The organism is Streptomyces sp. NPDC001348, from assembly GCF_053597535.1.
The window spans coordinates 54,139-76,950 of sequence record NZ_JBSFIK010000016.1 but is presented as its reverse complement, the minus strand read 5'-3'; the positions used below and the strand labels follow the sequence as shown (position 1 = coordinate 76,950).

Below are 22,812 nucleotides of genomic sequence, written 5' to 3'. Positions count from 1 at the left end.
AACACACCCATGAAGAGGGTACTTTCCGCACTGGCCGCACTCGGTGCCGCGTGCCTGACGGCTGCCACGGTCACGCTGACGGCGCCGCTGCCGGCCTCGGCGGCAACGCCGGCAGCGGCGACGCTGACCGAAGTCACCGGCTTCGGCTACAACCCGTCCAACCTGCGGATGTACGAATACGTTCCGCAGAACGCCGGCTCCCACCCGGCGATACTGGTGGCCAACCACTACTGCGGGGGCTCCGGACCGGCCATGTACTCGGGCAGCGAGTTCGCTTCGCTGGCCAACCAGCACGGGTTCATCGTCGTCTATCCGTCGGTCACCCGCAGCAGCAAGTGCTTCGACGTGTCGTCACCGCGCGCACTGACCCACAACGGCAGCAGCGACCCGGCCGGTATCGTGTCGATGGTGCGGTGGGAGGAGCAGCACCGGGGCGCCGACCCGAACCGTGTCTACGCCACCGGCTTCTCCTCGGGCGCGATGGAGACGAACGTGCTGCTCGGGGACTACCCCGACGTGTTCAAGGCCGGCGCGGCGTTCTCCGGAGTGCCCTTCGGCTGTTTCGCCACCACGAACGGCTCGGAGTGGAACAGCGACTGCTCCGGCGGGAGGATCACCAAGACGCCGCAGCAGTGGGGCGACCTGGTGCGGGCCGCGTATCCGGGGTACAGCGGGTCCCGGCCTCGCATGCAGGTGTGGCACGGCACGCAGGACACCACACTGAGCTACGTCGACTTCGGTGAAGAGATCAAGCAGTGGACCAACGTGCTCGGCGTCAGCCAGACGCCGGCCTTCACCGATCATCCCAAGTCGGCCTGGACGCGCACCCGGTACGGCGGCACCGGTACCAGCGCCCCGGTCGAGGCGATCAGCGTCCAGGGTGTGGGGCACGGCCTGCCGCAGAGCGGCATGGTACCGCTGGCCCTGCAGTTCATGGGCCTGACCTGACGGGCACCGCGACGGACCACGGGCGCCGCCATCCGCACACGTGCGGGTGAGCGGCGCTCTTCGCGCACTCGGTCCGCGGCGACCGCCGAACGTCACACTCGGCGACATGGGGTCACGGAAAGTGAAACCTGACGGTCGCGGGTGTCCTTCGCCGATGCAAGGTCGATACTGCCAATAGACGGAACGGGTGATGCCCCGACCGGACCGGCCACCCACCCCCGACCACAACGAAGCGTCAAGATCAAAAATCGCCCTTCATGCCGGTGACCTGCTGAGACACAGGTTCCGGGCGCAAGTGTCAAGCTCACGAGGAGACACCATGAGGATGCTGATCAACGTCCCGGAGACCGTGGTCGCGGACGCGCTGCGGGGTATGGCGGCCGCTCATCCCGAGCTGACCGTCGACGTGGAGAACCGGGTGATCGTACGGCGGGACGCCCCCGTGTCCGGGCAGGTGGCGCTGGTCTCGGGCGGAGGATCGGGGCACGAGCCGCTGCACGGCGGGTTCGTGGGACACGGCATGCTGACCGCGGCCTGTCCCGGTGAGGTGTTCACCTCCCCGGTGCCGGACCAGATGGCGCGGGCGGCCGCCGCGGTGGACAGCGGGGCGGGCGTGCTGTTCGTCGTGAAGAACTACACCGGCGACGTGCTCAACTTCGACATGGCCGCCGAGCTCGCCGAGGACGAGGGCATTCAGGTGGCGAAGGTGCTGGTCAACGATGACGTGGCGGTCACCGACAGCCTCTACACCGCAGGCCGGCGCGGCACCGGCGCCACACTGTTCGTGGAGAAGATCGCGGGCGCCGCCGCGGCCGAGGGACAGCCGCTGGAGCGGGTGGAGTCCATCGGCCGCCAGGTGAACGAGAACTCCCGCACCTTCGGTGTCGCGCTCAGCGCCTGCACCACCCCGGCGAAGGGCAGTCCCACGTTCGACCTGCCGTCGGGCGAGCTGGAACTGGGCATCGGGATTCACGGCGAGCCGGGCCGGGAGCGACGGGCGATGATGACCTCCGGCGAGATCGCGGACTTCGCGGTCCACGCGATCCTGGAGGACCTCACGCCGCGCAACCCGGTCCTCGTACTGGTCAACGGCATGGGCGCCACCCCCCTGCTGGAGCTGTACGGCTTCAACGCCGAGGTGCAGCGGGTGCTCGGCGAGCGCGGTGTCGCCGTGGCCCGCACGCTCGTCGGCAACTACGTCACCTCACTGGACATGGCGGGCGCCTCGGTCACCCTGTGCCAGGTCGACGAGGAACTGCTCCGGCTGTGGGACGCGCCGGTGCGGACTCCGGCCCTGCGCTGGGGCATGTGAGGCGCACCGGAGCGACCGACCCACCCACCACGCAAGGAGACCCAGTGCTCGACGCCGACTTCTTCCGCCGTTGGATGACGGCGACCGCCGCATCCGTGGACCGTGAGGCGGAACGGCTCACCGCCCTCGACTCGCCGATCGGGGACGCGGACCACGGCAGCAATCTGCAGCGCGGGTTCACGGCCGTGCGGGCCGCCCTGGAGAAGGAGGCGCCGGACACGCCGGGCGCCGTCCTGACCCTGGCCGGGCGCCAACTGATCTCCACGGTCGGGGGCGCGTCCGGGCCGCTGTACGGCACTCTGCTGCGCCGTACGGGCAAGGCGCTCGGGGACACCGCCGAGGTGAGCGAGGAGCAGCTCGCCGAGGCGCTGCGGGCGGGCGTGGACGGAGTGATGGCGCTCGGCGGTGCCGCGCCCGGGGACAAGACCATGATCGACGCCCTGGTTCCGGCCGTCGACGCGCTCGGCGACGGTTTCCCGGCGGCCCGGTCCGCCGCCGAGGCGGGGGCCGAGGCCACCATCCCGCTGCAGGCCCGCAAGGGCAGGGCGAGTTATCTCGGAGAACGCAGCATCGGCCACCAGGACCCGGGCGCCACCTCGTCGGCGTTGCTGATGGCGGCGCTCCAACAGGCGGCGGAGGCCGCAGGTGAGTGACGGCGCGCTGGTCGGGATCGTGCTGGTGTCGCACAGCGCGGACGTGGCCGCTTCCGTCGCGGAGCTGGCCAGAGGACTGGCCGCCGGCGGTACGGCGGTTCCGGTCGCCTCGGCGGGCGGCACCGAGGCCGGCGGGCTCGGGACCAGCGCCGAGCTGATCGCGGCCGCGGCGGCGGCCGTGGACCGGGGCGCCGGGGTCGCCGTGCTCACCGACCTGGGGAGCGCGGTGCTCACCGTGAAAGCACTGCTCGCGGAGGGGGACGAACTGCCGCGGCACTCCCGGCTGGTGGACGCCCCCTTCCTGGAGGGCGCGGTGGCCGCGGTGGTCACGGCGGCGACCGGCGCCGACCTGGACGCGGTGGAGGCGGCGGCCGTGGAGGCGTACACGTACCGCAAGACATGACGCGGAAGGCGGCCCCTGCCGTGCACGGGGAGCGGGCCGTCGTGTCCGGTCCCCGCTCAGGCGCCGCCGAGGAACCGCCGGGCCAGCCGCTCACCGGTCGCCACCGCCGCCGCGTGGTCCTCGATCGTCTTCACCCGCGAGTGCTTGAAGACGATGTACGTGACGCCGGACGGCACCCCGCCGGTGCGCGGATCGGCGGGGATGCCGAGGTCCCGGGCGGTGGCGTACGAGGCCTCGCCGATGATGTCGCGCGGCCCGGTGTCGCCGACGACCGCGTACCGCACCGTGTCCCGGTAGACGACTGCGGCCACCGAGCCCCCGCGCACGCCCTGCGCGCGGGGGTCCCAGATGGGGCTGCGGGCCGGCACGACGATGTAGGGCAGGCGTTCGGCGCTCAGATGACGGCCGTCGGACTGCCGGTACGCGGTGGCGGCGCAGAACAGCGGGTCGGTGCGGCGGTTGCAGTGGGCGGTGGGCCGGCCGTCGCAGTCGATGTCCATGTCGGCCTTCCAGAACACCGCGTCGCGGGTGGCGCAGACCCGGATCTTCGCGGAGCCCGAGGCGTCGGAGCGGTAGCGGCCGTGGGAGACCGGAACGCAGTCGTGTGCCTTGGCCAGCAGGTCCGCGGCCTGGATCCGGCCCTCGCTCCGCGGCTCGGGCGCCGCGCGGTGGCGTACGGCGAAGGCGGGGCCGGGCTGCGGCGTGGGGACGAGCAGGGCGGCGGCGCCGGCCGCGGCCAGCGTCAGTGCCTGGGCACGCAACACTATGAGGACCCTCTCATGGGGGGACGAGGACAGTAACCCGGCCAAATCTGACATATCGGACACCCCATGAGATGCCGGGAGACCGGGGACCCGAGCCCGTGTCGGCCCAGGCCGCCCCGGCCGCCCGCACGGGCGCGGGATCGGCGACGACAGCGTTCCGCGCCCCAGGCGTGAACTGACCTGTACTGCAAGGGAGTTCAGCCGTGAGGTGACTCAGCATACGTAAAGCCCATCACCGGTCGCCAAATAGGACCATCACATCTGTCGAGCAGGATTGAGGTGATCACACCAACGGCGCCACGGACCGTGCGGCCCGGTCGGATCCGGCCGGGCCCCCGGGACGGCGCCCCGCCCCGACACGGCAACGCATCACCCAGCCGGGTGCGGTCCGCATGCGGGACGGCGCGGACGCACGTTTGCTGACCCTGAGGCAGCACGGACGTTTCCGACCCCCGGCGGCGCATGGGACGTACCGCCAACCGTGCCGCCGGAGGGCAGCCAATGCGCACTACTCGACTTCTCCTCCGCTCCGGCCTCACCGTGGCGTCCGCCGCCGCGCTCCCGATCTGGCTCGCCGGGCCGGCCGGCGCGGTCTCGGGGATCTCCGTCAGCACCACCGGCTCCACGGTGTCGGTCACGACCAGCACCTGCACCCAGGTGAACGGCAGCTGGGGTACCGCCTCACTGCTCACGAGCAGTCAGGGCAGCTTCGCGCAGGGCCGCCAGGTGGCTCTGTCCGGCACGTCCGCCACCCAGTCCGCCGCCTGGTCGGGGGTGAGTCCGGGGACGTACACCGTCGTGGTCGTCTGCTCCAACGGCATCACCGCCGGCACCCAGGCGGTCATCGTCGCGCCGCCCTCGAGGCCGACGATCTCCGCCACGTCCGCCCCCTCTCCGTCGCGCGGCGTCATGGGCGGCACGGGCGGCACCGCGCACGACTACGGCCCGGTCACGATCGCCGTGGGCGGGGCGCTGGTGGGCGTCGGTCTCATCGCCACGGGCTGGGTCCTGCGCCGCCGCTCGAGGCCGTACCGGCTCTGATCCGGCCCGCCGTCAGGTTCTGTCCTCGGCGGCGTCTTCGGGCAGCTCGGCGAACTCGGTCAGGGCGTGGGCCAGCCACTGGGTCCAGAAGGTCTCCAGGTCGATGCCCGCGCGCAGCACCAGATGGCGCAACCGGTCCTGGGTGCTGTCGCGGTCCGGCGGGAAGTCGCGCCGCTCGATCTGCTGGTACTCGGCCAGTTGCCGCCGGTGCAGCTCCAGATGGCGGCGGATGTCGGCCTCCAGCCCCGCCGTGCCGACCACCGCCGCCGCGCGCAGCCGCAGCAGCAGGGCGTCACGGTGCGGCTTGGGGTCCTGGGACGCGGAGGTCCAGCGGGTCAGTTCGGCGCGCCCCGCGGGCAGAACCTCGTAGCTCTTCTTCTGCCCGCGGGCCGGCTGCTCGGCCGGAAGGGCGCGGATGTACCCCTCGGCCTCCAGCTTTCCCAGCTCGCGATAGATCTGCTGGTGCGTCGCCGACCAGAAGTAGCCGATCGACTTGTCGAAGCGGCGGGTCAGCTCCAGCCCCGACGACGGCTTCTCCAGTAGGGCGGTGAGGATCGCGTGCGGGAGTGACATGCCCTCCATCCTAGGGACGGCGTGGTGTCGTTCCGGCGTCGTCTACAGGGCCGCCGCCAGCTCCGTGCCCTGCTTGATGGCGCGCTTGGCGTCCAGTTCGGCTGCGACGTCGGCCCCTCCGATGAGGTGCGCCGGGCGTCCGGCGGCGACCAGCTCCTCGTACAGGTCGCGGCGCGGCTCCTGGCCGGTGCACAGCACGATCGTGTCGACTTCGAGGACGGTGCTCCGCTCGCCGACGGTGATGTGCAGTCCGGCGTCGTCGATGCGGTCGTAACGCACGCCGGGGACCATGGTGACTCCGCGGTGCTTGAGCTCGGTGCGGTGGATCCAGCCGGTGGTCTTGCCGAGCCCGGCACCGACCTTGGTGGCCTTGCGCTGCAGCAGGTGCACGGTGCGCGGCGGCGCGGGCCGCTCGGGGGCGGTGAGGCCGCCGGGTGTGCGGTAGTCCATGTCGACGCCCCAGGCGCGGAAGTACGTCGCCGGGTCCTCGCTCGCCTTGTCATCGCCGTCGGTGAGGAACTCGGCGACGTCGAAGCCGATGCCGCCCGCGCCGAGGATCGCCACCCGGTCGCCGACGGGGGCGGCGCCCCGCAGCACGTCGAGGTAGCCCACGACGCGGGGGTGGTCCACGCCGGGGATGTCCGGGGTGCGCGGGGTGACACCGGTGGCGACGACGACCTCGTCGTAGTCGGCCAGGTCCTCGGCCGCCACCGGGGTGTTCAGCCGTACGTCCACTCCGTGCTCCTGGAGCTGGTGGCCGAAGTACCGCAGGGTCTCGTCGAACTCCTGCTTGCCCGGGACCTTGCGGGCCACGTTCAGCTGGCCACCGATCTCGCCGGCGGCGTCGAAGAGGGTGACCCGGTGGCCGCGTTCGGCGGCGCTGACCGCGCAGGCGAGGCCGGCGGGGCCGGCGCCCACGACGGCCACGTGCTTCGCGAGACGGGTCGGCGAGAGGACCAGCTCGGTCTCGTGACAGGCGCGCGGGTTGACCAGGCAGGAGGTGATCTGCCCGCTGAACGTGTGGTCCAGGCAGGCCTGGTTGCAGCCGATGCAGGTGTTGATGGCCTCGGGCTTCCCGGCGGCGGCCTTGGCGACGAAGTCCGGGTCGGCGAGCATCGGGCGGGCCATGGAGACCATGTCGGCGCGGCCTTCGGCGAGCAGTTGCTCGGCGAGTTCGGGGGTGTTGATGCGGTTGGTGGTGACCAGCGGGACGGACACCTCGCCCATGAGCTTCTCGGTCACCCAGGTGTAGGCGCCGCGCGGCACCGAGGTGGCGATGGTGGGGATGCGTGCCTCGTGCCAGCCGATGCCGGTGTTGATGATCGTCGCCCCGGCGGCCTCGACGGCCTTGGCGAGGGTGACGACCTCCTCCAGGGAGGAGCCGCCCGGAACCAGGTCCAGCATGGACAGCCGGTAGACGATGATGAAGTCCTCGCCGACGGCCTCGCGCACCCGCCGGACGATCTCGACCGGGAAGCGCATGCGGTTCTCGTAGGAGCCGCCCCAGCGGTCGGTGCGGTGGTTGGTCCGCGCGGCGATGAACTCGTTGATGAGATAGCCCTCGGAGCCCATGATCTCGACGCCGTCGTAGCCTGCCTGCCGGGCCAGGCGGGCGGCGCGGGTGTAGTCGTCGATCGTGCGCTCGACCTCGTCGTCGGTGAGCGCGCGGGGCGGGAAGGGGCTGATCGGCGCCTGGACCGGGCTCGGCGCGACGAGGTCCTTGTGGTAGGCGTACCGGCCGAAGTGCAGGATCTGCATCGCGATACGGCCGCCCTCGCGGTGCACTGCGGCGGTGACCGCGGCGTGCTGCTCGGCCTCGGCCTCGCTGGTGAGCTTGGCGCCGCCCTCGTAGGGGCGCCCCTCCTCGTTCGGGGCGATGCCGCCGGTGACGATGAGCCCCACTCCCCCGCGCGCGCGGGCCGCGTAGAACTCCGCCATCCGCTCGAACCCGCGCTCGGCCTCCTCCAGTCCCACATGCATCGAGCCCATGAGCACCCGGTTGGGCAGCGTGGTGAATCCCAGGTCCAGCGGGGTCAGCAGATGCGGGTAACGGCTCATCGGGGCCCTCCGTACGCGGTGTCGTCGCCTGTAGTTGTAGAGGAGGGACCCAGCTTTTTGCAACTAGTTGCACAATCGCTCGGCAGTGAATCCCGCCACTCTGTAACTACTAGTATGTACACTCGGTTCCGCTCACGCCGCCCGCCCGCATTCCGGAAGGAACTGCCATGCCCTTCGTCCGCATCGACGCGCTCGGCACCGACCGCGACCGCCTGCAGTCCCTCGGCCGGGCCGTGCAGGACGCCCTCGTGGAGGCGCTCGGCGTCCCGCCCGACGACTTGTTCCAGGTGCTGACCTGCCATGACGGCGCGACCGGCACCCTGCGCTACGACGACTACCTCGGCATCCACCGGGACGACGGCGTCGTCTTCGTCGCGATCACCATGCGCTCCGGGCGCACCCCGGGGCAGAAGCGGGCGCTGTACCGGCGGATCGCCGCGCTCGCACACGCCTACGCGGGCACCGAACCGCGCAACGTACTGGTCACCGTCACCGAGAACGAGTCGGTCGACTGGTCCCTCGGCTTCGGCGAGACGCAGTACGCCCCGGCCGCCGGTGGGGCGGTCGGGGCGTCGTGACGGCGGGCCGGAACCCGGTCAGCGGCTTTCGAGCCGGAGGTGGAGATCCCTCTCCTGGTCGCCGGAGGCCGTGCAGGTCTCGTGGACGGTGAACATCGAGTCCAGCGTGTGCCGGAACCGGTCGACGGCCCAGTAGCCGCCCTGCACGTCGGCGAGAACCGGTGACGAGAGCCGGACCGGCGAGCAGGACCCGGCGTGGGAGTCCGCGACGTCGTAGGTGCCGAGCCACACCATGGGACGGGTCTCATGGAGCTGCTGCGGCACCTCCTCGGGGCCTCGGTCGGAGGTGAAACAGTGGCCCAGGGCATCAAAGACGACCCGGGCGTCCTCCTTGGAGCACCCACTGATCTCCACCGAGACGGTTTCCGGATGCGACCGCTCCGCGTTCATCATGATCGCTCCTTTCGTGGCCGCGCTGCGGTGGAACGGGGTACCCCGCCGAACCGCGTCCATCCTCAGGAAAGCATTACTCCCGCTGGAGCACTACGCCGGAGAGCCGGTGTGGGCGCGGTGGAACGTGTGAGCGCGGTAGAACAAGGAGAGGCGGCACTGGGGAACGGGTGCCGTGCGACCGGCAGGAGGCGGTGCGTGGCATGAGTGCAGCCGAGGCTCCCAGGAACGGGAGCGGGGAGACCCCGCGCGGGCCGGTGCGGCCGAGCGGCCTCCTCGACGTGCTGGGGGTGGCCTCGGTGGTGCTGGACCTCCGTGGGCGCGTCGTGCTGTGGAGTCCCCAGGCGGAGGAGCTGTTCGGCTACTCGGCTGGGGAGGCGCTCGGGCATTACGCGGCCCGCCTGATGGTGCACGAACAGCACATCGAACTGGTCGGCGAACTGTTCGCCGACGTGCTGCGGACGGGCCAGAGCTGGGCCGGGGGTTTCCCCGTCCGGCACAAGGACGGCGGCACCCGCCTGGTGGAGTTCCGCAACATGCGACTGCTCGACGACCGGGGCAACGCGTACGCGCTGGGGCTGGCCGCCGACCAGTCGACGGTCCGCCGGCTGGAGCAGGACCTGGCGCTGTCCCAGCGCATGGTGCGGCAGTCGCCGATCGGCCTGGCCGTGCTGGACACGCGGCTGCGGTACGTCTCGGTCAACCCGGCGCTGGAGCGGATCAACGGTGTGCCCGCCGCGGAGCACACCGGACGGACCATGCGCGAGGTGGTGCCGCGGCTGGACGCCGACGCACTGGAGTCCGCGGCCCGCAGGGTCCTGGACACCGGGACGCCGGTCGTCGACCGGTCCACCGTGGGCCGCACCCCGGCCGACCCGGACGACGACCACGCCTGGTCCGTTTCGCTGTACCGGCTGGAGGACGCCACGGGCACGGTGCTGGGTGTGGCGGCGTCGATGGTGGACACCACCGAGCAGTACCGGGCGGGCGTCGAGGCCGAGGCCGCGCGACGCCGCCTCGCCGTAATCGCCGACGCCTCGGCCCGGATCGGCACCACGCTGGATCTCGACCGCACCGCCCGGGAACTGGCCGACGTCGCCGTGCCGGAACTCGCCGACGTGGCCGCCGTGGACCTCCTGGACGCGGTCGTCGAGGGACGCCGCAGCACGCTCGGGCCGTCCGAGCCGGCGCTGATCCGCGCCCTGGCCGTCCGTGCCGAGGGCGGGCCGGACGTCCTGAGCGCCGCCGACCCGCCCGGGCAGATCGCCCGGTACGCACCCGACCGCCTGGTCACCGAGTGCGTCAGGACCGGCAGTCCGGTCCTGGTGGCTCAGGTCAAGGACGAGGACCTGCCCCGCATCGCCCGCTCCGCCGAGGCGGCCGCCCTGCTCGGCCGGGCCGGCCTGCACTCGTATCTGGCCGTACCGCTGATCGCGCGCGGCGAGGTGCTCGGTGCGCTCGATCTCAAGCGCACGCGGAACCCGGAACCCTTCGGCGAGGACGATCTGCTGCTCGCCCGGGAACTGGCCGCCCGTGCGGCCGTGCAGATCGACAACGCCCGCTGGTACCAGAACGCCCGCGACACCGCGCTCACCCTGCAGCGCAGTCTGCTGCCCAGCCATCCGCCGGTGACCACCGGCCTCGAGGTGGCCTCCCGCTACCAGCCGGCCGGGGCCACCAGCGAGGTCGGCGGCGACTGGTTCGACGTCATCCCCCTGGAGGACGGCAAGACCGCACTGGTCGTGGGGGACGTGATGGGCAGCGGCATCAGCGCCGCCGCGACCATGGGCCGGCTACGCACCGCGACGACCACCCTGGCCGCGCTCGACCTGGATCCCGCGGCCCTGCTCGAGCACCTCGACAAGACCACCTCGGGACTCGACCACTCCATCGCGACCTGCGTGTACGCCGTCCACGACCCCGGTCTGCGCCAGTGCCGGATCGCCAACGCGGGGCACCTTCCCCCGGTGCGCGTGCGGGCCGGCCGTTCGCCCGAACTGCTGGAACTGCCGACGGGTGTGCCGCTGGGTGTCGGGGGCGTGGGCTTCTCCACGGTCACCGTCGACTTCGCCCCGGGGGACGAGCTCGTGTTCTACACCGACGGTCTGGTGGAGACGCGCCGCCACTCGCTCGACGAGCGGCTGGACGCCCTCCTGACCCTGCTCGACGGGCCCGCCCGTCCGCTGGAGGAGGTCTGCGACCTCCTGCTGCGGACGATGCACCACCCCGACAACCACGACGACGTGGCACTCCTCATCGCACGGGCGCAGGAGCCGGCGTAGGCCCGTGTCCGACGTGCACGCCGATCACCACATGGGCGTACATTTCGTCCGACACGGCCAGACGCGTGGTCAGGCCGGCGCGGGTGAAGGCCTCGACGGCCGTCGGGGACTGGCGTTCGCTCGTCTCGACGAGCAGACAGCCGCCGGGGGCGAGCCAGTCCGGGGCCGCCGCGGCGACCCGGCGCAGGACGTCCAGGCCGTCCGGGCCGCCGTCGAGGGCGACCAGCGGTTCGTGCTCGCGTGCTTCCGTGGGCAGGAGCCCGACATCCGCGGTGGGGACGTACGGCACGTTGGCGGCGAGGATGCCGATCCGGCCGCGCAGGTCGCCGGGCAGCGCCGCGAACAGGTCGCCCTCGTGGACGTGACCGCCGTAGGGGGCGACGTTGCGGCGGGCGCAGCGCACCGCGGCGGGGTCGATGTCGGCGGCGTGCAGCTCGACCTGTCCCAGGGCGGCGGCCAGGGCCGCGCCGACCGCGCCCGAACCACAGCACAGGTCGACGACGACGGCCGTCTCCGGGGCCTGAGCGAGGGCCTGTTCGACGAGGAACTCGGTGCGCCGGCGGGGTACGAAGACGCCCGGCTCCACGGTGACCCGCAGACCGCTGAACTCGGCCCAGCCGAGGACGTGTTCGAGGGGCAGCCCGGCGACGCGCCGGTCCACCATGGTGGCGAGCTGCTGCGGGTCTCGGGCGGTGGCGAGGATCAACTCCGCCTCGTCCTCGGCGAAGACGCAGCCTGCGGAGCGCAGCGCGGTGACGACGGCGGCAGGGGAAAGAGGAGAAAGAGGGGGCATGGAAGCAGAGAGCCTTTCGACGGGCCTGGGGCCGTGGGGCGCTCTCGCGACGCGGTCACCGGTGCCGGTGACCCGTGCCGTCATCGGGAGAGAGCACCCGCGCTGACACAGCGGTAATGGGTCCCACCTCCTCGACAGCCTGCGGCCGGGACTGTCCTCGGCCGGACGGCAACCTTACCTCAGCGCCCCGGACGGCCCCTCGGCCGCACCGAGTTCACGCCCGTGCGAAACTGCGTGGCGCGTGCCGGAGGGGCCCGCTACGCTCGCCGCGATGACAACTCACTCCGCTTCCGGATTGGGGGTCCCGTACACGCAAGGTGAGTGCTGATGCTCACTGCGACCGTGTACGGGGATTCCCGGCTTTCCCTGTGGCTGCGCGTGCGCGAGTTCGCCGTGCCGCCGTCCATGATCGAGACCGCGTCCGCCCGCCGCCGCGCCGGGGACTGGGCGGGGGCGTGCGCCGCCGCCGGTGTCGATGTCGACCTCGATCTGCGTTCCGTCGCTCGGGTCCATGGCCGTGAACTCGCGGCCCGGCTCCGGGCCGACCTCCGCCACCTGGCGCCCGACCTGCTGCGCTGGCACATGCCGAGGGTCGCCCCCGACGGGCTGCTGCGCCCGGGGGTGACCCTGACGCTGGCCCGGTACGACGGCGCCGGGCGTGCCGCGGCCGACGCGCCGCAGCTGGTGGCCCGGACCCCGCCGGCCTGGGCGGACGCCGGTCAGCGGATCAGCCTGACGCTGTGGGACGGATCCGGATCCGGCGCCGGCCGGCATCCGCATCCGCGTCCCGACCGGCGCTTCCGGCTCGACCTGCACCGCCACCTGTGGGACGCGCGCAGGTCGGACGAGCTACGGGTCCGCTCCGGCGCCGACCGGCCGCCGCACGCCGACGGCGGTCCGCCCGGGGCTCCGGCCCCGCCGGACGGCGTGCCGCCGGGGCTCGGCCTCGCCGTCGACCGGTGGGCGGCGGAGGCGGCGATCCTGCTCCGCAGCGAAGGGCGCTCCTCCGGCACCGTCGCCGTACGGTTCGGCGCGCGGCGGCGGCTCGTCCTGGGGCCGGCCGCGGACGAGGACGGTGCGACGCCGGGCGTGGTCGCGACCGCACCCCCGGACGGCGGGTTCGCCGCGCTGCCCGTCCTGCCGGACGCGGCGACCTGGGTCCTGCCCGACCTGGCGCTGCTCCGTGCCGGACTCCTCGAAGCCGACCGGCTGCACCCGCTGGTCGCCTCCGCACTGGCACCCGATCGCGCACCGTCCGGCTCCGCCCCTCCGCGCGCCGCGCCGGACGGGCCACGCATGGTGGAGTGCCGGGGCGCCCGGCACCGCATCGGTCTGGTCGACGGCGTGCTGGCGGCTCTGGACCACGACCCGGCCGAGCTCCGGCGGGAGGAACTCCTGGCCGCGCTCGGCGGGCCTCCGCTGCCCTGTCTGCAGTTCATCGACGAGGCGCACCGCCGCCCCGACTGCCTCACCGGCGTACGCGAACGCCTGGACCACGGCGACACCGCCGGGGCGCTCGCCGTCGTCGAGGGACTCCTCGGTCCCGAGGTGCTGCTGCGCGGCGGCGAGCTGCGGGACGCCCTGCGGGCGGCCGCGCAGCGCCGTATCACCTACGGGCTCTACCGGGCGGGTCTCATCGGCCCCGGGCGGGCCCCCACCCATGGAGACCGCCGCCGTACGCCCGCGCACCGCAGCCGTCCGCGTCTCGCGACCTTCGACTGACCCCTCGCCGCCGTCCCCCCTGGGCCGCCGTCACGCCACCACACACCAAAGGTGATCACACATGCCCGCACACCTGCCCGCCGCTTCCCCTGCTTCGACGACCCGCCCCTCTTCCGCCTCCGTCTCCCGACTGGACGTCGCCGGCGAACTGTTGGCTCTGCTGCGCAACACGACCACCGAGCCGCGCGCCGACACCCAGCTGGCGGCCCTGACACTTGCCGTCTGCGCCGACCTGCCGGTGCTCCTGTGGGGTGAGCCGGGGATCGGCAAGACCGCGGCGCTGACCCAGCTGGCCGCGGCCCTGGACCTGCCGCTGACCACGGTGATCGCCAGCGTCCATGAGCCGTCCGACTTCTCGGGGCTGCCCGTGGTGGGCGACGACCCGGCCGAACAGGGTGTCCCGATGGCCCCGCCGGACTGGGCGGTGCGTCTGGTCCGGGCGGGGCGCGGGCTGTTGTTCCTGGACGAGCTGTCCACCGCGCCCCCGGCCGTGCAGGCCGCGCTGCTCCGTCTCGTACTGGAACGGCGGGTCGGCGCGCTGCGGCTGCCGCCCGGTGTGCGGATCGTGGCCGCCGCCAATCCGCGGTCGTCGGCGGCCGACGGCTGGGAACTGAGTCCTCCGCTGGCCAACCGGTTCGTGCATCTGCAGTGGACCCATGACCACGACGTCGTGGTACGCGGGCTCGGCGGGACCTGGCCACGGGCGACCCTGCCCCGGCTCGCCCCGGAGAGGCTGCCGGAGGCCGTGTCCTTCGCCCGGCGCGCGGTGTGCGGGTTCCTCTCCGCCCGCCCGGGGCTCGTGCACCGGCTGCCCACGAGCGAGACAGGCCGGGGCGGCGCCTGGCCCTCGCCCCGCAGCTGGGAGGCGGCCCTTCGGCTGATCGCCTTCGCGACCGCCGCGGACTCCCCGCGGGACGTGTTGTCCGTGCTGGTGCGAGGCACCGTGGGGGACGGTCCGGCCTTCGAGCTGCTGGCGAGCGTGGACCGGATGGACCTCCCCGACCCCGAGGCGCTCCTGGCCGACCCGGCGGCGGCGGTGCTGCCCGAGCGCGGGGACCTGCGGCAGGCGGCGCTGGACGGGGTGGTGGCCGCGGTCCGGGGGCGCCCGGAGCGGGCCCGCTGGGACGCGGCCTGGGCGCTGCTGGTCCGCGCGCTGGAGACCGGGGCGCCTGATGTGGTGGTCGTCCCCGCGACCACGCTGGCCGCCCTGCGCAGGGAGGGCTGGGACGTCCCGGCGTCGATCGAGCGGCTGGCCGGAGCGGTGTCCCTGTCCCGGCGGGCCGACGCCGCCGCGGCCCGGGCCGAGACCGCCGTGCGGGCGGGCCGGTGAGCGCGGACGGGCCGGGGACGGCGGACGCACCGAAGACGGCGAACGCGCCGGGGGCGCTGGACCGTGAGAAGCTCTTCGCCGCCCGGCTGCACGCGGCCCGGGTGCGGCCGTACCTGGCGACGGCTCTGTTCGCGCTGCACGCCGTGGAGTCGCGGCGGGTGCCGACGATGGCCGTCGACCGGCACTGGCGGTGCTATGTCTCGCCGGCGTTCGTGGACCGTACGCCGGTGGAGGAGCTGGCCGGGGTGTGGGTGCACGAGGTGTCGCACCTGCTGCGGGACCACCACGGGCGCAGCGACCGGGTCGCGCGGGAGCGCGGGCTGACCGGCCGCGCGGAACGGCTGCGGATGAACATCGCCGCGGACTGCGAGATCAACGACGACGTGTACGGTGACGGGCTGGTCCGTCCCGAAGGCGCCGTCGATCCCCGGCGGTTGCGGCTGCCTCCGGACGAGCTGATGGAGGACTACCTGCGGCGGTTCGGGCTGGGGCCGATCCTGGGGGAGCTGGCCTGGCTGGACTGCGGCAGCGGCGCCGACGGGCTGGAGCGGGAGTGGGACCTGGGGCCCGACGGCGCGCACGGTCTCGACGAACAGGAACGGGACGCGGTCCGGTTCCGGGTGGCGCGCGGCATCAGCGGCCGCCCGGGAAGCGCCCCGAAGGGATGGCGGCGGTGGGCGGAGGAGGTGTTCCATCCGCCGCAGCCGTGGCGGGAGTTGCTGGGCGCGGCGGTCCGCTCGGCCGCCTCCGCCCCGGGTGCCGGCGAGGACTACAGCTACGGCCGCCCGTCACGGCGCTCGGCCGGAGTTCCCGGCGCCGTCCTGCCGAGCCTGCGACGCAGGCCGCCCCGGGTGTCGGTGATCGTCGACACCTCCGGGTCGGTCAGTGACGCCGAACTGGGCAGTGCTCTGCTGGAGGTCGCCGCGATCGCCCGTGCCGTGGGCGGCCGGCGTGACCTGGTCACCGTGCTGTCGTGCGACGCGGCGGCCCAGGCCGTGCTCCCGCTGTGCCGGGCCGAGTCCATACCGCTGGTGGGCGGTGGCGGTACGAATCTCCGCGCGGGGTTCGTCCGGGCGCTGCGGGCGCGGCCCCGGCCCGACGTGGTCGTGGTCCTGACGGACGGCCACACACCCTGGCCGGACGCTCGCCCGTCCTGCCGGACGGTGGTGGGGCTGTTCCCGCGCCGGGGAGCGGCCGGATCGTGGGACGAGGACGATCCCGATCACGTCCCGTCCGCTCCCCCTCGGTGGGCTCGCGTGGTGGTCATCGGATCCGCCGCGCCCTGAACCGGGACCCGCCTCCGTCGCTAGTTGTAGTATGCAACCAGGCGGAGGAGGTACACCCGTGACAGCAGCCGAGACGGCCGTCGAGACCATCCAGCGCGAGATGACCATCTTCGCCCGCCGGGCCCGGGCCTCGGCGGGGCGCATGCATCCGGAGCTGTCACTGGTGTCGTACACACTGCTCGGCCATCTGGAGGAGGTCGGCGGCTGCCGCGCCACCGACCTGGCCGCGCACTACGCCCTGGACAAGTCCACGGTCAGCCGTCAGGTGGCCGCGCTGGAACGGGCCCGTCTCATCGAGCGGCGCCGGGACCCGGAGGACCACCGGGTCAGCCTGTTGCACCTGACCGGGGCGGGACAGGAGATCCTCGCCCAGGTCACCCGGCGTCGCCGGACGGCCTTCCGGGAACGGCTGGCGGGCTGGCCGGAGGAGGACCTGAGGCGCTTCGCCGCCTACCTGGAGCGGTACAACGCGCAGCCCCCGGAGACCGACGGCACCGGGTGAGCGGATCTCCGGGTCGGGCCACCGGCGCCGGCGCTCAGCGGCGAGGAGCGGCGCGGGCGGGTTGCTCCCGGGCCCGTGCAGGGTTCGTACGGCCGCGATGACCGGGGGCGGGTCCAGTGGGCGTCCGGCGCCGCTGTGGGCACGTTCGCCATGCTCACTCGGGTGTGCGGGCTCAAGTGGTGGGTCGGTGAGGTGAGCGAGTTACGCCGTACGGGGTACGAGAGCGGTGTGGACACTCGCATGCGTGCGACGTGCGCCGGGAGGACGGACCGGCTCCGGTGAGGGCCGGCCCGTCCCTCCCGCTCGGGTGACGGCGAGGAGGTCGAGATGCGGACCCGGGTGCGCGGATGGCGCTGGCGGCGCAATCCGCTACGACGCCGGTCGGACGTCGTGGAGGCGTGGACGGCGCTGGCCGTCGCCGTCCTGCTGCTCGTGGGCGCACCGCTGGCCGGGGCCCTGGCGGGCCTGTGGGCCCATGCCGAGGCGGTGGCGGTCGCCACGGCGCAGCGGGCCGAACGCCACCGCGTCCGTGCCGAGGTGATCGGCGTGGCGCCCGAGCAGCTGCCCTCGGTGGGCGACCGGCACGCGTACCGGACCACGGTGCGCTGGGCGGAGCCCGGTGGCGGGACCCGTACGGTGTCGGCGCGGGTCCCGGCGGGGGCAGGGCAGGGAGACGTGGTGGACGTGTGGTTCGACTCCCGGGGCCGCAGCGTGGCACCCCCGCCGAACGACGTCGCGATCTGGCAGCACACCGTCGGCATCGGCCTGTGCGCGGCGGGCGGCACGGCGGTCCTCGTCCTCCTCGGTCACGGCATCACCCGCCGCGTGTCGCTGCGGCACCGCATGGACGAGTGGGAGCGGGAGTGGGCCCGTACAGGGCCGGACTGGAGTCGGCGGAAGGCCTGAACAAGGGATCGGGCACTGCCGCGTGGGCCTGGCGGGGTCTCCGCCGTCCACGTACCGTGTGATCATCCGCACGCTCTCACTCAAAGGCGGTTGCTGATGGCCCTGTTCGACCTTCCACTCGACGAACTCCGCGCCTACCGCAGTGAGTCCGCCGAGCCCGAGGACTTCGACGCCTTCTGGTCCAAGACTCTGCAGGAGGCTCGCGAGCACGACCTGGACGCCCGCTTCGAACCGGTCGACACCGGCCTGTCGACGGTGTCGGTGTACGACGTGACGTTCGCCGGGTTCGGCGGCCACCCGGTGAAGGGCTGGCTGACCCTGCCCGCCGGCGCCGAGGAGCCGCTGCCGCTGGTGGTGGAGTTCGTGGGCTACGGCGGCGGGCGCGGTCTGGCCCACGAGCACCTGCTGTGGGCGTCGACGGGCCGGGCGCACTTCGTGATGGACACCCGCGGCCAGGGCAGCGCCTGGGGCGGCGGAGGCGGCACGCCCGACCCGGTGGGCGGCTCGCCCGCGTACCCGGGCTTCATGACGCGCGGCGTCGACGCCCCCGAGAACTACTACTACCGGCGGGTCTTCACGGACGCGGTACGCGCGGTCGAGGCGGCCCGCTCGCACCCGCTGACCGACGCGGCGCGGACCGTGGCGACCGGCGGCAGCCAGGGCGGCGGCATCACCCTCGCGGTGGGCGGGCTGGTCCCGGACCTGGTGGCGGTCGCCCCGGACGTGCCGTTCCTGTGCGACTTCCCGCGCGCGGTGACCGTGACCGACCGCCACCCGTACCGGGAGATCGGCCTCTACCTCAAGACGCACCGGGGCCGCACCGAGGACGTCCTGCGCACGCTGTCCTACTTCGACGGTGTTCACTTCGCGGCCCGCGGCCGGGCGCCCGCCCTGTTCTCGACGGCCCTGGAGGACCAGACCTGCCCGCCGTCGACGATCTTCGCGGCCTTCAACGCGTGGGCGGACGACGACAAGAGGATCGAGGTCTACGACTTCAACGACCACGAGGGTGGCGGCCCGTACCAGGAGGCGGCCAAGCTGCACTGGTTGCGCTCGTACGCCTGAGAACTCGTCGGCGATGCCAGGAAGCCAGTCGCGCGAGCCTTTCAGCCGGCTGAGGAGTTCGGCCCGGCGGCGCCCGTACTTGGGATCGGCGATGGCCGCGAGGACGTCGTCGTGGTGCGCAGGCCGAGCTCCAGGCGGTCAGCAGTTCCCCGGCGCCCGGTACGACGTCAAGCGGGCCATCTCCCAGGGCGACCTCGTGCTGCTCCACTCCAACGTGGTGCTGGTCCCGGGCACCAAGGGCGCGTCCGTCATCGACATCTTCCGGTTCCAGGGTGGCAAGCTCGCCGAGCACTGGGACGTGATCCAGAACGTGCCGGACACCACGGCCAGCGGCAACGACATGTTCTCCACGCTGAGTTCACCGCAGGTCTCGCAGCCCCTGGACCACCGGCTCACCCAGGCCAACCAGGCACTGGTCACCAAGGCCTTCGACGAGCTCATGGTCCACAAGGACCTGAGTGCCCTCGACCGCTACTGGGATCCCGGCTACCTCCAGCACAACCCGCAGATGCTGAACGGCGTGCCCGCCGCGAAGGCCGGCCTCGGCGGTTACTTCGCCTCGGCACCGCAACTGACGGTCACCCCGAAGCGGATCATCGCCGAGGGCGACCTGGTGGCCGTCCACAGCCACTACGTCAACTACCCGGGAGACCGGGGCTCGGCGATCCTGGACCTGTTCCGGGTGCGGAACGGCAAGATCGTCGAGCACTGGGACATCATCCAGGCGGTCCCGGAGACCTCCGCCAACGACAACGGCATGTTCTAGAGGTTCACCCCCCCAGGCGCCGCTGACGTGGCCGGCCGCCGTCTCGGGGCGGGTGTCGGGTGCGGTGGGGTCCAGGACGCGGTGCGAGCGCAGGGCCCTGCCGTCCGCGGTGGTCAGGACGGTGCCCCGCTCGTCGTCGGTGACCTCGACGGGCCACGGCGGGGAAGGGAGAGCGGCGCCACGCCTGAGTCGAAGTCCGGTTGCCTCAAGGTGCCTCGCGCGTTCTTCCGCGACCGGGGCGCTCGGAGCACCCGTCAGTGTGCTACGGGCGGGCGGCGGGGTGAGGACCGCTGCGCGCCACCACGAGCCGGGCTCGGGGACCGCCGTCCGGGCGCCGTCCGAAACCGGGCAGGACGTGCAGGTCCACCACGAACCCGGCGCGCTCCAGTTCCCCCAGCAGGTCCCCGAACCGGACGGCGCGGTAGTACATGACGAACGGCGGACGCCACACGGCGTTGCGCACCCGCATCACCGCGTCGAAGCCGAGCAGCATCCAGTATCCCGGGGACGACGGCCGGGGCGGAGCCATGACGGGGAACGCGAACCGGCCGCCCGGGCGCAGCACCGAGTGCACCTGGGCGAACAGACCGGGCAGCTCGCGGGGCAGGAAGTGGCCGAGCGCCCCGAAGCTGACGACCAGGTCGAAGGCGGGACCGAAGGGCAGGGCGCGGGCGTCGGCGCGGACCAGCCGGACGGGTGCGCCGGTCCGCCCGCGAGCCTCGGCGAGCATGCCCGCGCTGAAGTCGACGCCGGTGACGCTCCCCCGGCACACCTCGGCGAGGACGTCGAGCCCGGCGCCCGTGCCGCAGCACAGGTCCAGTCCGTCCTCGTACGGGGCGGTCCGGCGCAGCGCGGCGGCCACCGCGTCGAGTACCGGGCCGGGAGTACGAAAGGGGGTGTGGTCGAACTTCGGGGCGAGCAGGTCGTAGCCGTGCTCGACCGACGAAAGCGCCTGGACGGCGAGTTCGCGCAGGGTGGGGCCTTCGGGGCTGAACATCCGGGTCAGCCCTGGGCCACACGCTGCTTCAGGACCGCCAGAACCCGCTCGCACCAGCGGACGTTCTCCTCCTCGAAGGCGATGCCGGCCATCAGCGTCAGATACGGCCCGATACGGTCGCCCCCGCTCAGGTACGCGTCCTCCGTGCGCCCGTCGAGGAGGCGGTCACGGGTGCGCAGATAGCGGTCGAGCTTGCCACGCGCCCATGTCATGCGCTCCTCGATCAGCTCACGGGTGACGGCGGGGTCCACGCCGTCCATCGCCTGGACCTTGACGAGGAGTTCGTCGCGGACGGCCGTGGGCCGCTTCGGCGGTTCGGCGGCGAAGGCGCTCAGGTCCGCGCGGCCGGCTTCGGTGAGGGTGAACATCCGCTTGTCGGGCCGGCGTTCCTGCCGCACGACCCGGGCCTCGATCAGCCCGTCCTGGGCGAGACGCTCCAGCTCGCGGTAGAGCTGCTGCGGGGTCGCCGGCCAGAAGTTGGCCAGGGAGACGTCGAAGACCTTGGACAGCTCGTAGCCCGAGGCCTCGCCCTCCAGGAGCGCGGCCAGGACGGCGTACTTCAGCGACATGTGGACACGGTAACAGCAGGTGATTATTCTCATCGGCACCTATTCAATTAATTGACTATGAGGTGGTCCGATGCGTGCGTTCCGTGAGGCGGTCGAGGCGGGCGACATGGACGCCGTGGAGGCGCTCCTGGCCGAGGACGTCGTCTTCACCAGCCCGGTCGCGTTCAAGGCGTACCCGGGCAAGGCGATCACCGCGGCGATCCTGCGCGGGGTGGCACGGGTCTTCGAGGACTTCCGGTACGAGCGGGAGCTCACCGGCGACGGTGGGCGCGACCACGCACTGGTCTTCGCCACCCGGGTGGGCGACCGAGAGCTGACCGGCTGCGACTTCATCCATCTGAACGAGGACGGCCTGATCGACGAACTGACGGTCATGGTGCGGCCGTTGTCGGGCGCGCAGGCTCTGGCGGCGGCCATGGGCGCGCAGTTCGAGAGGATCGCGAAGGAGGCGGAGGCACGTACGGCCTCCGCCTCCTGACGTCGGATGCCGGCAGCCGGGTCGACGGCGCCGGGATCACCGTCGGTCAGTCCTTGAGGTTCTCCAGGGTCGCCTTCGTGTCCGTCTTCAGCCAGTCGGTCACCTCGTCGAGCCGCGGCGGGTTCTTGTCCTGGTCGTACGAGGACAGATAGGCGCTGTAGCTCATGGTGTACGTCATCCAGCCGTCCCGCACGGCCAGCGTGGCGTACCGCGAGCCGCTGGAGGATCCGCTGGTGGTGTCCTCGGTGACGAGATAGGCCTCGTCACCGATGCCGCTCACGGTCTGCACGTCGTAACCGGAGTGGCTGTTGTCGTAGTTCTTCCAGGTGGCCGTGAACTCCGGTCCCGGATCGGTCTTTCTGTGCAGGTCCATCTGGATGGACAGGTAGGCGTCCGCGTAGCTCGAACCGGTCTTCTTCAGGCCGATGCTGCAGGACCCCTCGTCGAGGGCGGTGGCCTTCAGTGAGTTGTGGGTCGGGGACGTGTCGTTCTCCGGGTACTCGTCCTTGAACGAGGAGTAGTCCGAACTCGAGCAGAGGTTCGAGGGTGCGGAGTAACCGCGCAGGTCCGCCTTGTCCTTGGCTCCGATCACGAACACCCCGACCCCCCACGCCGCGGACGCCACCACGGCACCCACCGCGGCCCACAGGACCGCCCGCCCGACGCCGCCGCTTCCGCCACCGGCCGCTGGGACCGGCACGGGACCGTAAGGGCCCTGCTGCGCATACGGATTGCCCGGCTGCGGCTGGCCCGGCTGGCCCGGCTGGCCCGGCTGGCCGACCACGGTCGGCTGGGCGTAGAAGTTCTGGGCCGGGAGCGTCGGGGACGCCGGGGGCGGGAATCCGGTCGGCCCGCCGGGCGGCGGCGACTGCGGCGCCGGGTAGGGATAGGCGGTCGGCTGAGCGGGTGCGTCCGACGGCTGGTCGGGCTGCGGCGGCGTGGACATGACGTGAAGATAAGGCATGTGGGCGGTCAAGTCCCGCCCCGTACGGGATCGTTATGGTCTGGGGACATCTGCTGCTGACCCGTGACGGAAAACCGGCAGCCCTTGCGGCCGGGGCCGGGGTCGTACCGCCGGCACGGTTTCCGGGCGCGGGCCGCGGCCGGCACGGGGAATGGATCCCGCCGACGCCGTGTTGACGAATGCCGGACCACTGCTACAGTGCGATCAGCATCGAGACGCGCCCTGTGTTCGGCGCCGATGCCCTTTCCACCTCACCCAGTCGCCCAGCCCGCCGCTTTCCGGCCGGCGGGGGCGGCTTCCCGCACCACCTCGCGAGCAGGACGTCCGCGCCGCGGCCGCGACGTCCCCCGGATCACCCGAGGTGCTGCTCCCACCGCCGAGGCGCGTTCCCACGCCCTCCCGCGCGGTCCGCTCCCCCTCCATTCCTTTTCC

General features: G+C 72.7%; 23 protein-coding genes. 15 read left to right on the top strand and 8 right to left on the bottom strand.

Features of this window, described 5'->3' with window-relative positions:
- Positions 1-9: 9 nt before the first annotated feature.
- The 4 genes from ACWC21_RS18800 (at position 10) to ACWC21_RS18785 (ending at position 3,316) form a co-directional block, all read left to right on the top strand.
- Positions 10-948: an extracellular catalytic domain type 1 short-chain-length polyhydroxyalkanoate depolymerase gene (locus ACWC21_RS18800; RefSeq protein WP_450883118.1), complete on the top strand. Its 939-nt coding sequence runs from the start codon at positions 10-12 to the stop codon at positions 946-948.
- Between the two features lie 319 nt (positions 949-1,267).
- Positions 1,268-2,260 carry a dihydroxyacetone kinase subunit DhaK gene (dhaK, locus tag ACWC21_RS18795; RefSeq protein ID WP_450883116.1) on the top strand — a complete coding sequence of 331 codons (993 nt, stop codon included), beginning with the start codon at positions 1,268-1,270 and terminating at the stop codon, positions 2,258-2,260.
- Between the two features lie 44 nt (positions 2,261-2,304).
- Entirely contained in the window at positions 2,305-2,913 is a 609-nt protein-coding gene (gene dhaL, locus ACWC21_RS18790; protein WP_450883114.1) for a dihydroxyacetone kinase subunit DhaL, read from the top strand.
- Positions 2,906-3,316: a PTS-dependent dihydroxyacetone kinase phosphotransferase subunit DhaM gene (locus tag ACWC21_RS18785; RefSeq protein WP_450883112.1), complete on the top strand. Its 411-nt coding sequence runs from the start codon at positions 2,906-2,908 to the stop codon at positions 3,314-3,316. Before dhaL ends, ACWC21_RS18785 begins: the two co-directional genes overlap by 8 nt.
- Before the next feature lie 56 nt (positions 3,317-3,372).
- Here the strand turns inward: ACWC21_RS18785 and ACWC21_RS18780 are convergent, their stop codons facing one another.
- Positions 3,373-4,077: a glycoside hydrolase family 75 protein gene (locus tag ACWC21_RS18780; RefSeq protein ID WP_450883277.1), complete on the bottom strand. Its 705-nt coding sequence runs from the start codon at positions 4,075-4,077 to the stop codon at positions 3,373-3,375.
- 504 nt (positions 4,078-4,581) lie between these two features.
- On the opposite strand from ACWC21_RS18780, the gene ACWC21_RS18775 reads away from it, so the two are divergent.
- Entirely contained in the window at positions 4,582-5,121 is a 540-nt protein-coding gene (locus ACWC21_RS18775; protein ID WP_450883110.1) for a hypothetical protein, read from the top strand.
- Positions 5,122-5,133: 12 nt separating this feature from the next.
- Here the strand turns inward: ACWC21_RS18775 and ACWC21_RS18770 are convergent, their stop codons facing one another.
- Together ACWC21_RS18770 and ACWC21_RS18765 are read right to left on the bottom strand one after the other, a co-directional pair.
- Positions 5,134-5,694: a PadR family transcriptional regulator gene (locus ACWC21_RS18770; protein WP_450883108.1), complete on the bottom strand. Its 561-nt coding sequence runs from the start codon at positions 5,692-5,694 to the stop codon at positions 5,134-5,136.
- 42 nt (positions 5,695-5,736) lie between these two features.
- On the bottom strand, positions 5,737-7,752 hold the full coding sequence (locus ACWC21_RS18765) for an FAD-dependent oxidoreductase (protein WP_450883106.1): 2,016 nt from the start codon (positions 7,750-7,752) through the stop codon (positions 5,737-5,739).
- A gap of 167 nt (positions 7,753-7,919) precedes the next feature.
- Here ACWC21_RS18765 and ACWC21_RS18760 point away from each other — a divergent pair, with 167 nt between their 5' ends.
- Positions 7,920-8,330, top strand: coding sequence for a tautomerase family protein (locus ACWC21_RS18760; protein ID WP_450883104.1), 411 nt, complete (start codon positions 7,920-7,922; stop codon positions 8,328-8,330).
- A gap of 18 nt (positions 8,331-8,348) precedes the next feature.
- On the opposite strand, the gene ACWC21_RS18755 is transcribed toward ACWC21_RS18760, so the two are convergent.
- The gene (locus ACWC21_RS18755; RefSeq protein WP_450883275.1) at positions 8,349-8,720 is read right to left on the bottom strand and encodes a hypothetical protein; all 372 of its coding nucleotides are present in this window, start codon (positions 8,718-8,720) and stop codon (positions 8,349-8,351) included.
- A gap of 203 nt (positions 8,721-8,923) precedes the next feature.
- Between ACWC21_RS18755 and ACWC21_RS18750 the strand changes: the two genes are divergently transcribed.
- A complete protein-coding gene (locus tag ACWC21_RS18750; protein ID WP_450883102.1) occupies positions 8,924-11,002 on the top strand; it encodes a SpoIIE family protein phosphatase in 2,079 nt (692 codons plus the stop codon).
- On the opposite strand, the gene ACWC21_RS18745 is transcribed toward ACWC21_RS18750, so the two are convergent.
- Positions 10,974-11,795: a putative protein N(5)-glutamine methyltransferase gene (locus ACWC21_RS18745; protein WP_450883100.1), complete on the bottom strand. Its 822-nt coding sequence runs from the start codon at positions 11,793-11,795 to the stop codon at positions 10,974-10,976. The two genes, ACWC21_RS18750 and ACWC21_RS18745, sit on opposite strands and share 29 nt — an antisense overlap.
- A 327-nt stretch (positions 11,796-12,122) precedes the next feature.
- Here ACWC21_RS18745 and ACWC21_RS18740 point away from each other — a divergent pair, with 327 nt between their 5' ends.
- From ACWC21_RS18740 to ACWC21_RS18710, 7 genes are all read left to right on the top strand, one after another.
- Entirely contained in the window at positions 12,123-13,517 is a 1,395-nt protein-coding gene (locus tag ACWC21_RS18740; RefSeq protein ID WP_450883098.1) for a hypothetical protein, read from the top strand.
- 61 nt (positions 13,518-13,578) lie between these two features.
- Positions 13,579-14,847 carry an AAA family ATPase gene (locus ACWC21_RS18735; protein WP_450883096.1) on the top strand — a complete coding sequence of 423 codons (1,269 nt, stop codon included), beginning with the start codon at positions 13,579-13,581 and terminating at the stop codon, positions 14,845-14,847.
- A complete protein-coding gene (locus tag ACWC21_RS18730; protein ID WP_450883094.1) occupies positions 14,844-16,133 on the top strand; it encodes a vWA domain-containing protein in 1,290 nt (429 codons plus the stop codon). Before ACWC21_RS18735 ends, ACWC21_RS18730 begins: the two co-directional genes overlap by 4 nt.
- A 31-nt stretch (positions 16,134-16,164) precedes the next feature.
- Positions 16,165-16,635, top strand: a complete 471-nt coding sequence (locus tag ACWC21_RS18725; RefSeq protein ID WP_450883092.1) for a MarR family winged helix-turn-helix transcriptional regulator — start codon at positions 16,165-16,167, stop codon at positions 16,633-16,635.
- 327 nt (positions 16,636-16,962) lie between these two features.
- Positions 16,963-17,541: an Rv1733c family protein gene (locus ACWC21_RS18720; protein WP_450883090.1), complete on the top strand. Its 579-nt coding sequence runs from the start codon at positions 16,963-16,965 to the stop codon at positions 17,539-17,541.
- A 96-nt stretch (positions 17,542-17,637) separates the two neighbouring features.
- Positions 17,638-18,606: an acetylxylan esterase gene (locus tag ACWC21_RS18715; protein WP_450883088.1), complete on the top strand. Its 969-nt coding sequence runs from the start codon at positions 17,638-17,640 to the stop codon at positions 18,604-18,606.
- A gap of 91 nt (positions 18,607-18,697) precedes the next feature.
- On the top strand, positions 18,698-19,372 hold the full coding sequence (locus tag ACWC21_RS18710; protein WP_450883086.1) for a nuclear transport factor 2 family protein: 675 nt from the start codon (positions 18,698-18,700) through the stop codon (positions 19,370-19,372).
- A gap of 262 nt (positions 19,373-19,634) precedes the next feature.
- Here the strand turns inward: ACWC21_RS18710 and ACWC21_RS18705 are convergent, their stop codons facing one another.
- Entirely contained in the window at positions 19,635-20,369 is a 735-nt protein-coding gene (locus ACWC21_RS18705) for a class I SAM-dependent methyltransferase (protein WP_450883084.1), read from the bottom strand.
- A 5-nt stretch (positions 20,370-20,374) separates the two neighbouring features.
- Positions 20,375-20,938: a PadR family transcriptional regulator gene (locus tag ACWC21_RS18700; RefSeq protein ID WP_450883082.1), complete on the bottom strand. Its 564-nt coding sequence runs from the start codon at positions 20,936-20,938 to the stop codon at positions 20,375-20,377.
- A gap of 70 nt (positions 20,939-21,008) precedes the next feature.
- Between ACWC21_RS18700 and ACWC21_RS18695 the strand changes: the two genes are divergently transcribed.
- The gene (locus ACWC21_RS18695) at positions 21,009-21,416 is read left to right on the top strand and encodes a nuclear transport factor 2 family protein (protein ID WP_450883080.1); all 408 of its coding nucleotides are present in this window, start codon (positions 21,009-21,011) and stop codon (positions 21,414-21,416) included.
- Positions 21,417-21,462: 46 nt separating this feature from the next.
- Here ACWC21_RS18695 and ACWC21_RS18690 read toward each other — a convergent pair whose 3' ends face one another.
- Complete coding sequence (locus tag ACWC21_RS18690; protein ID WP_450883078.1) at positions 21,463-22,362, bottom strand: hypothetical protein; 900 nt, start codon at positions 22,360-22,362, stop codon at positions 21,463-21,465.
- Positions 22,363-22,812 lie beyond the last annotated feature (450 nt).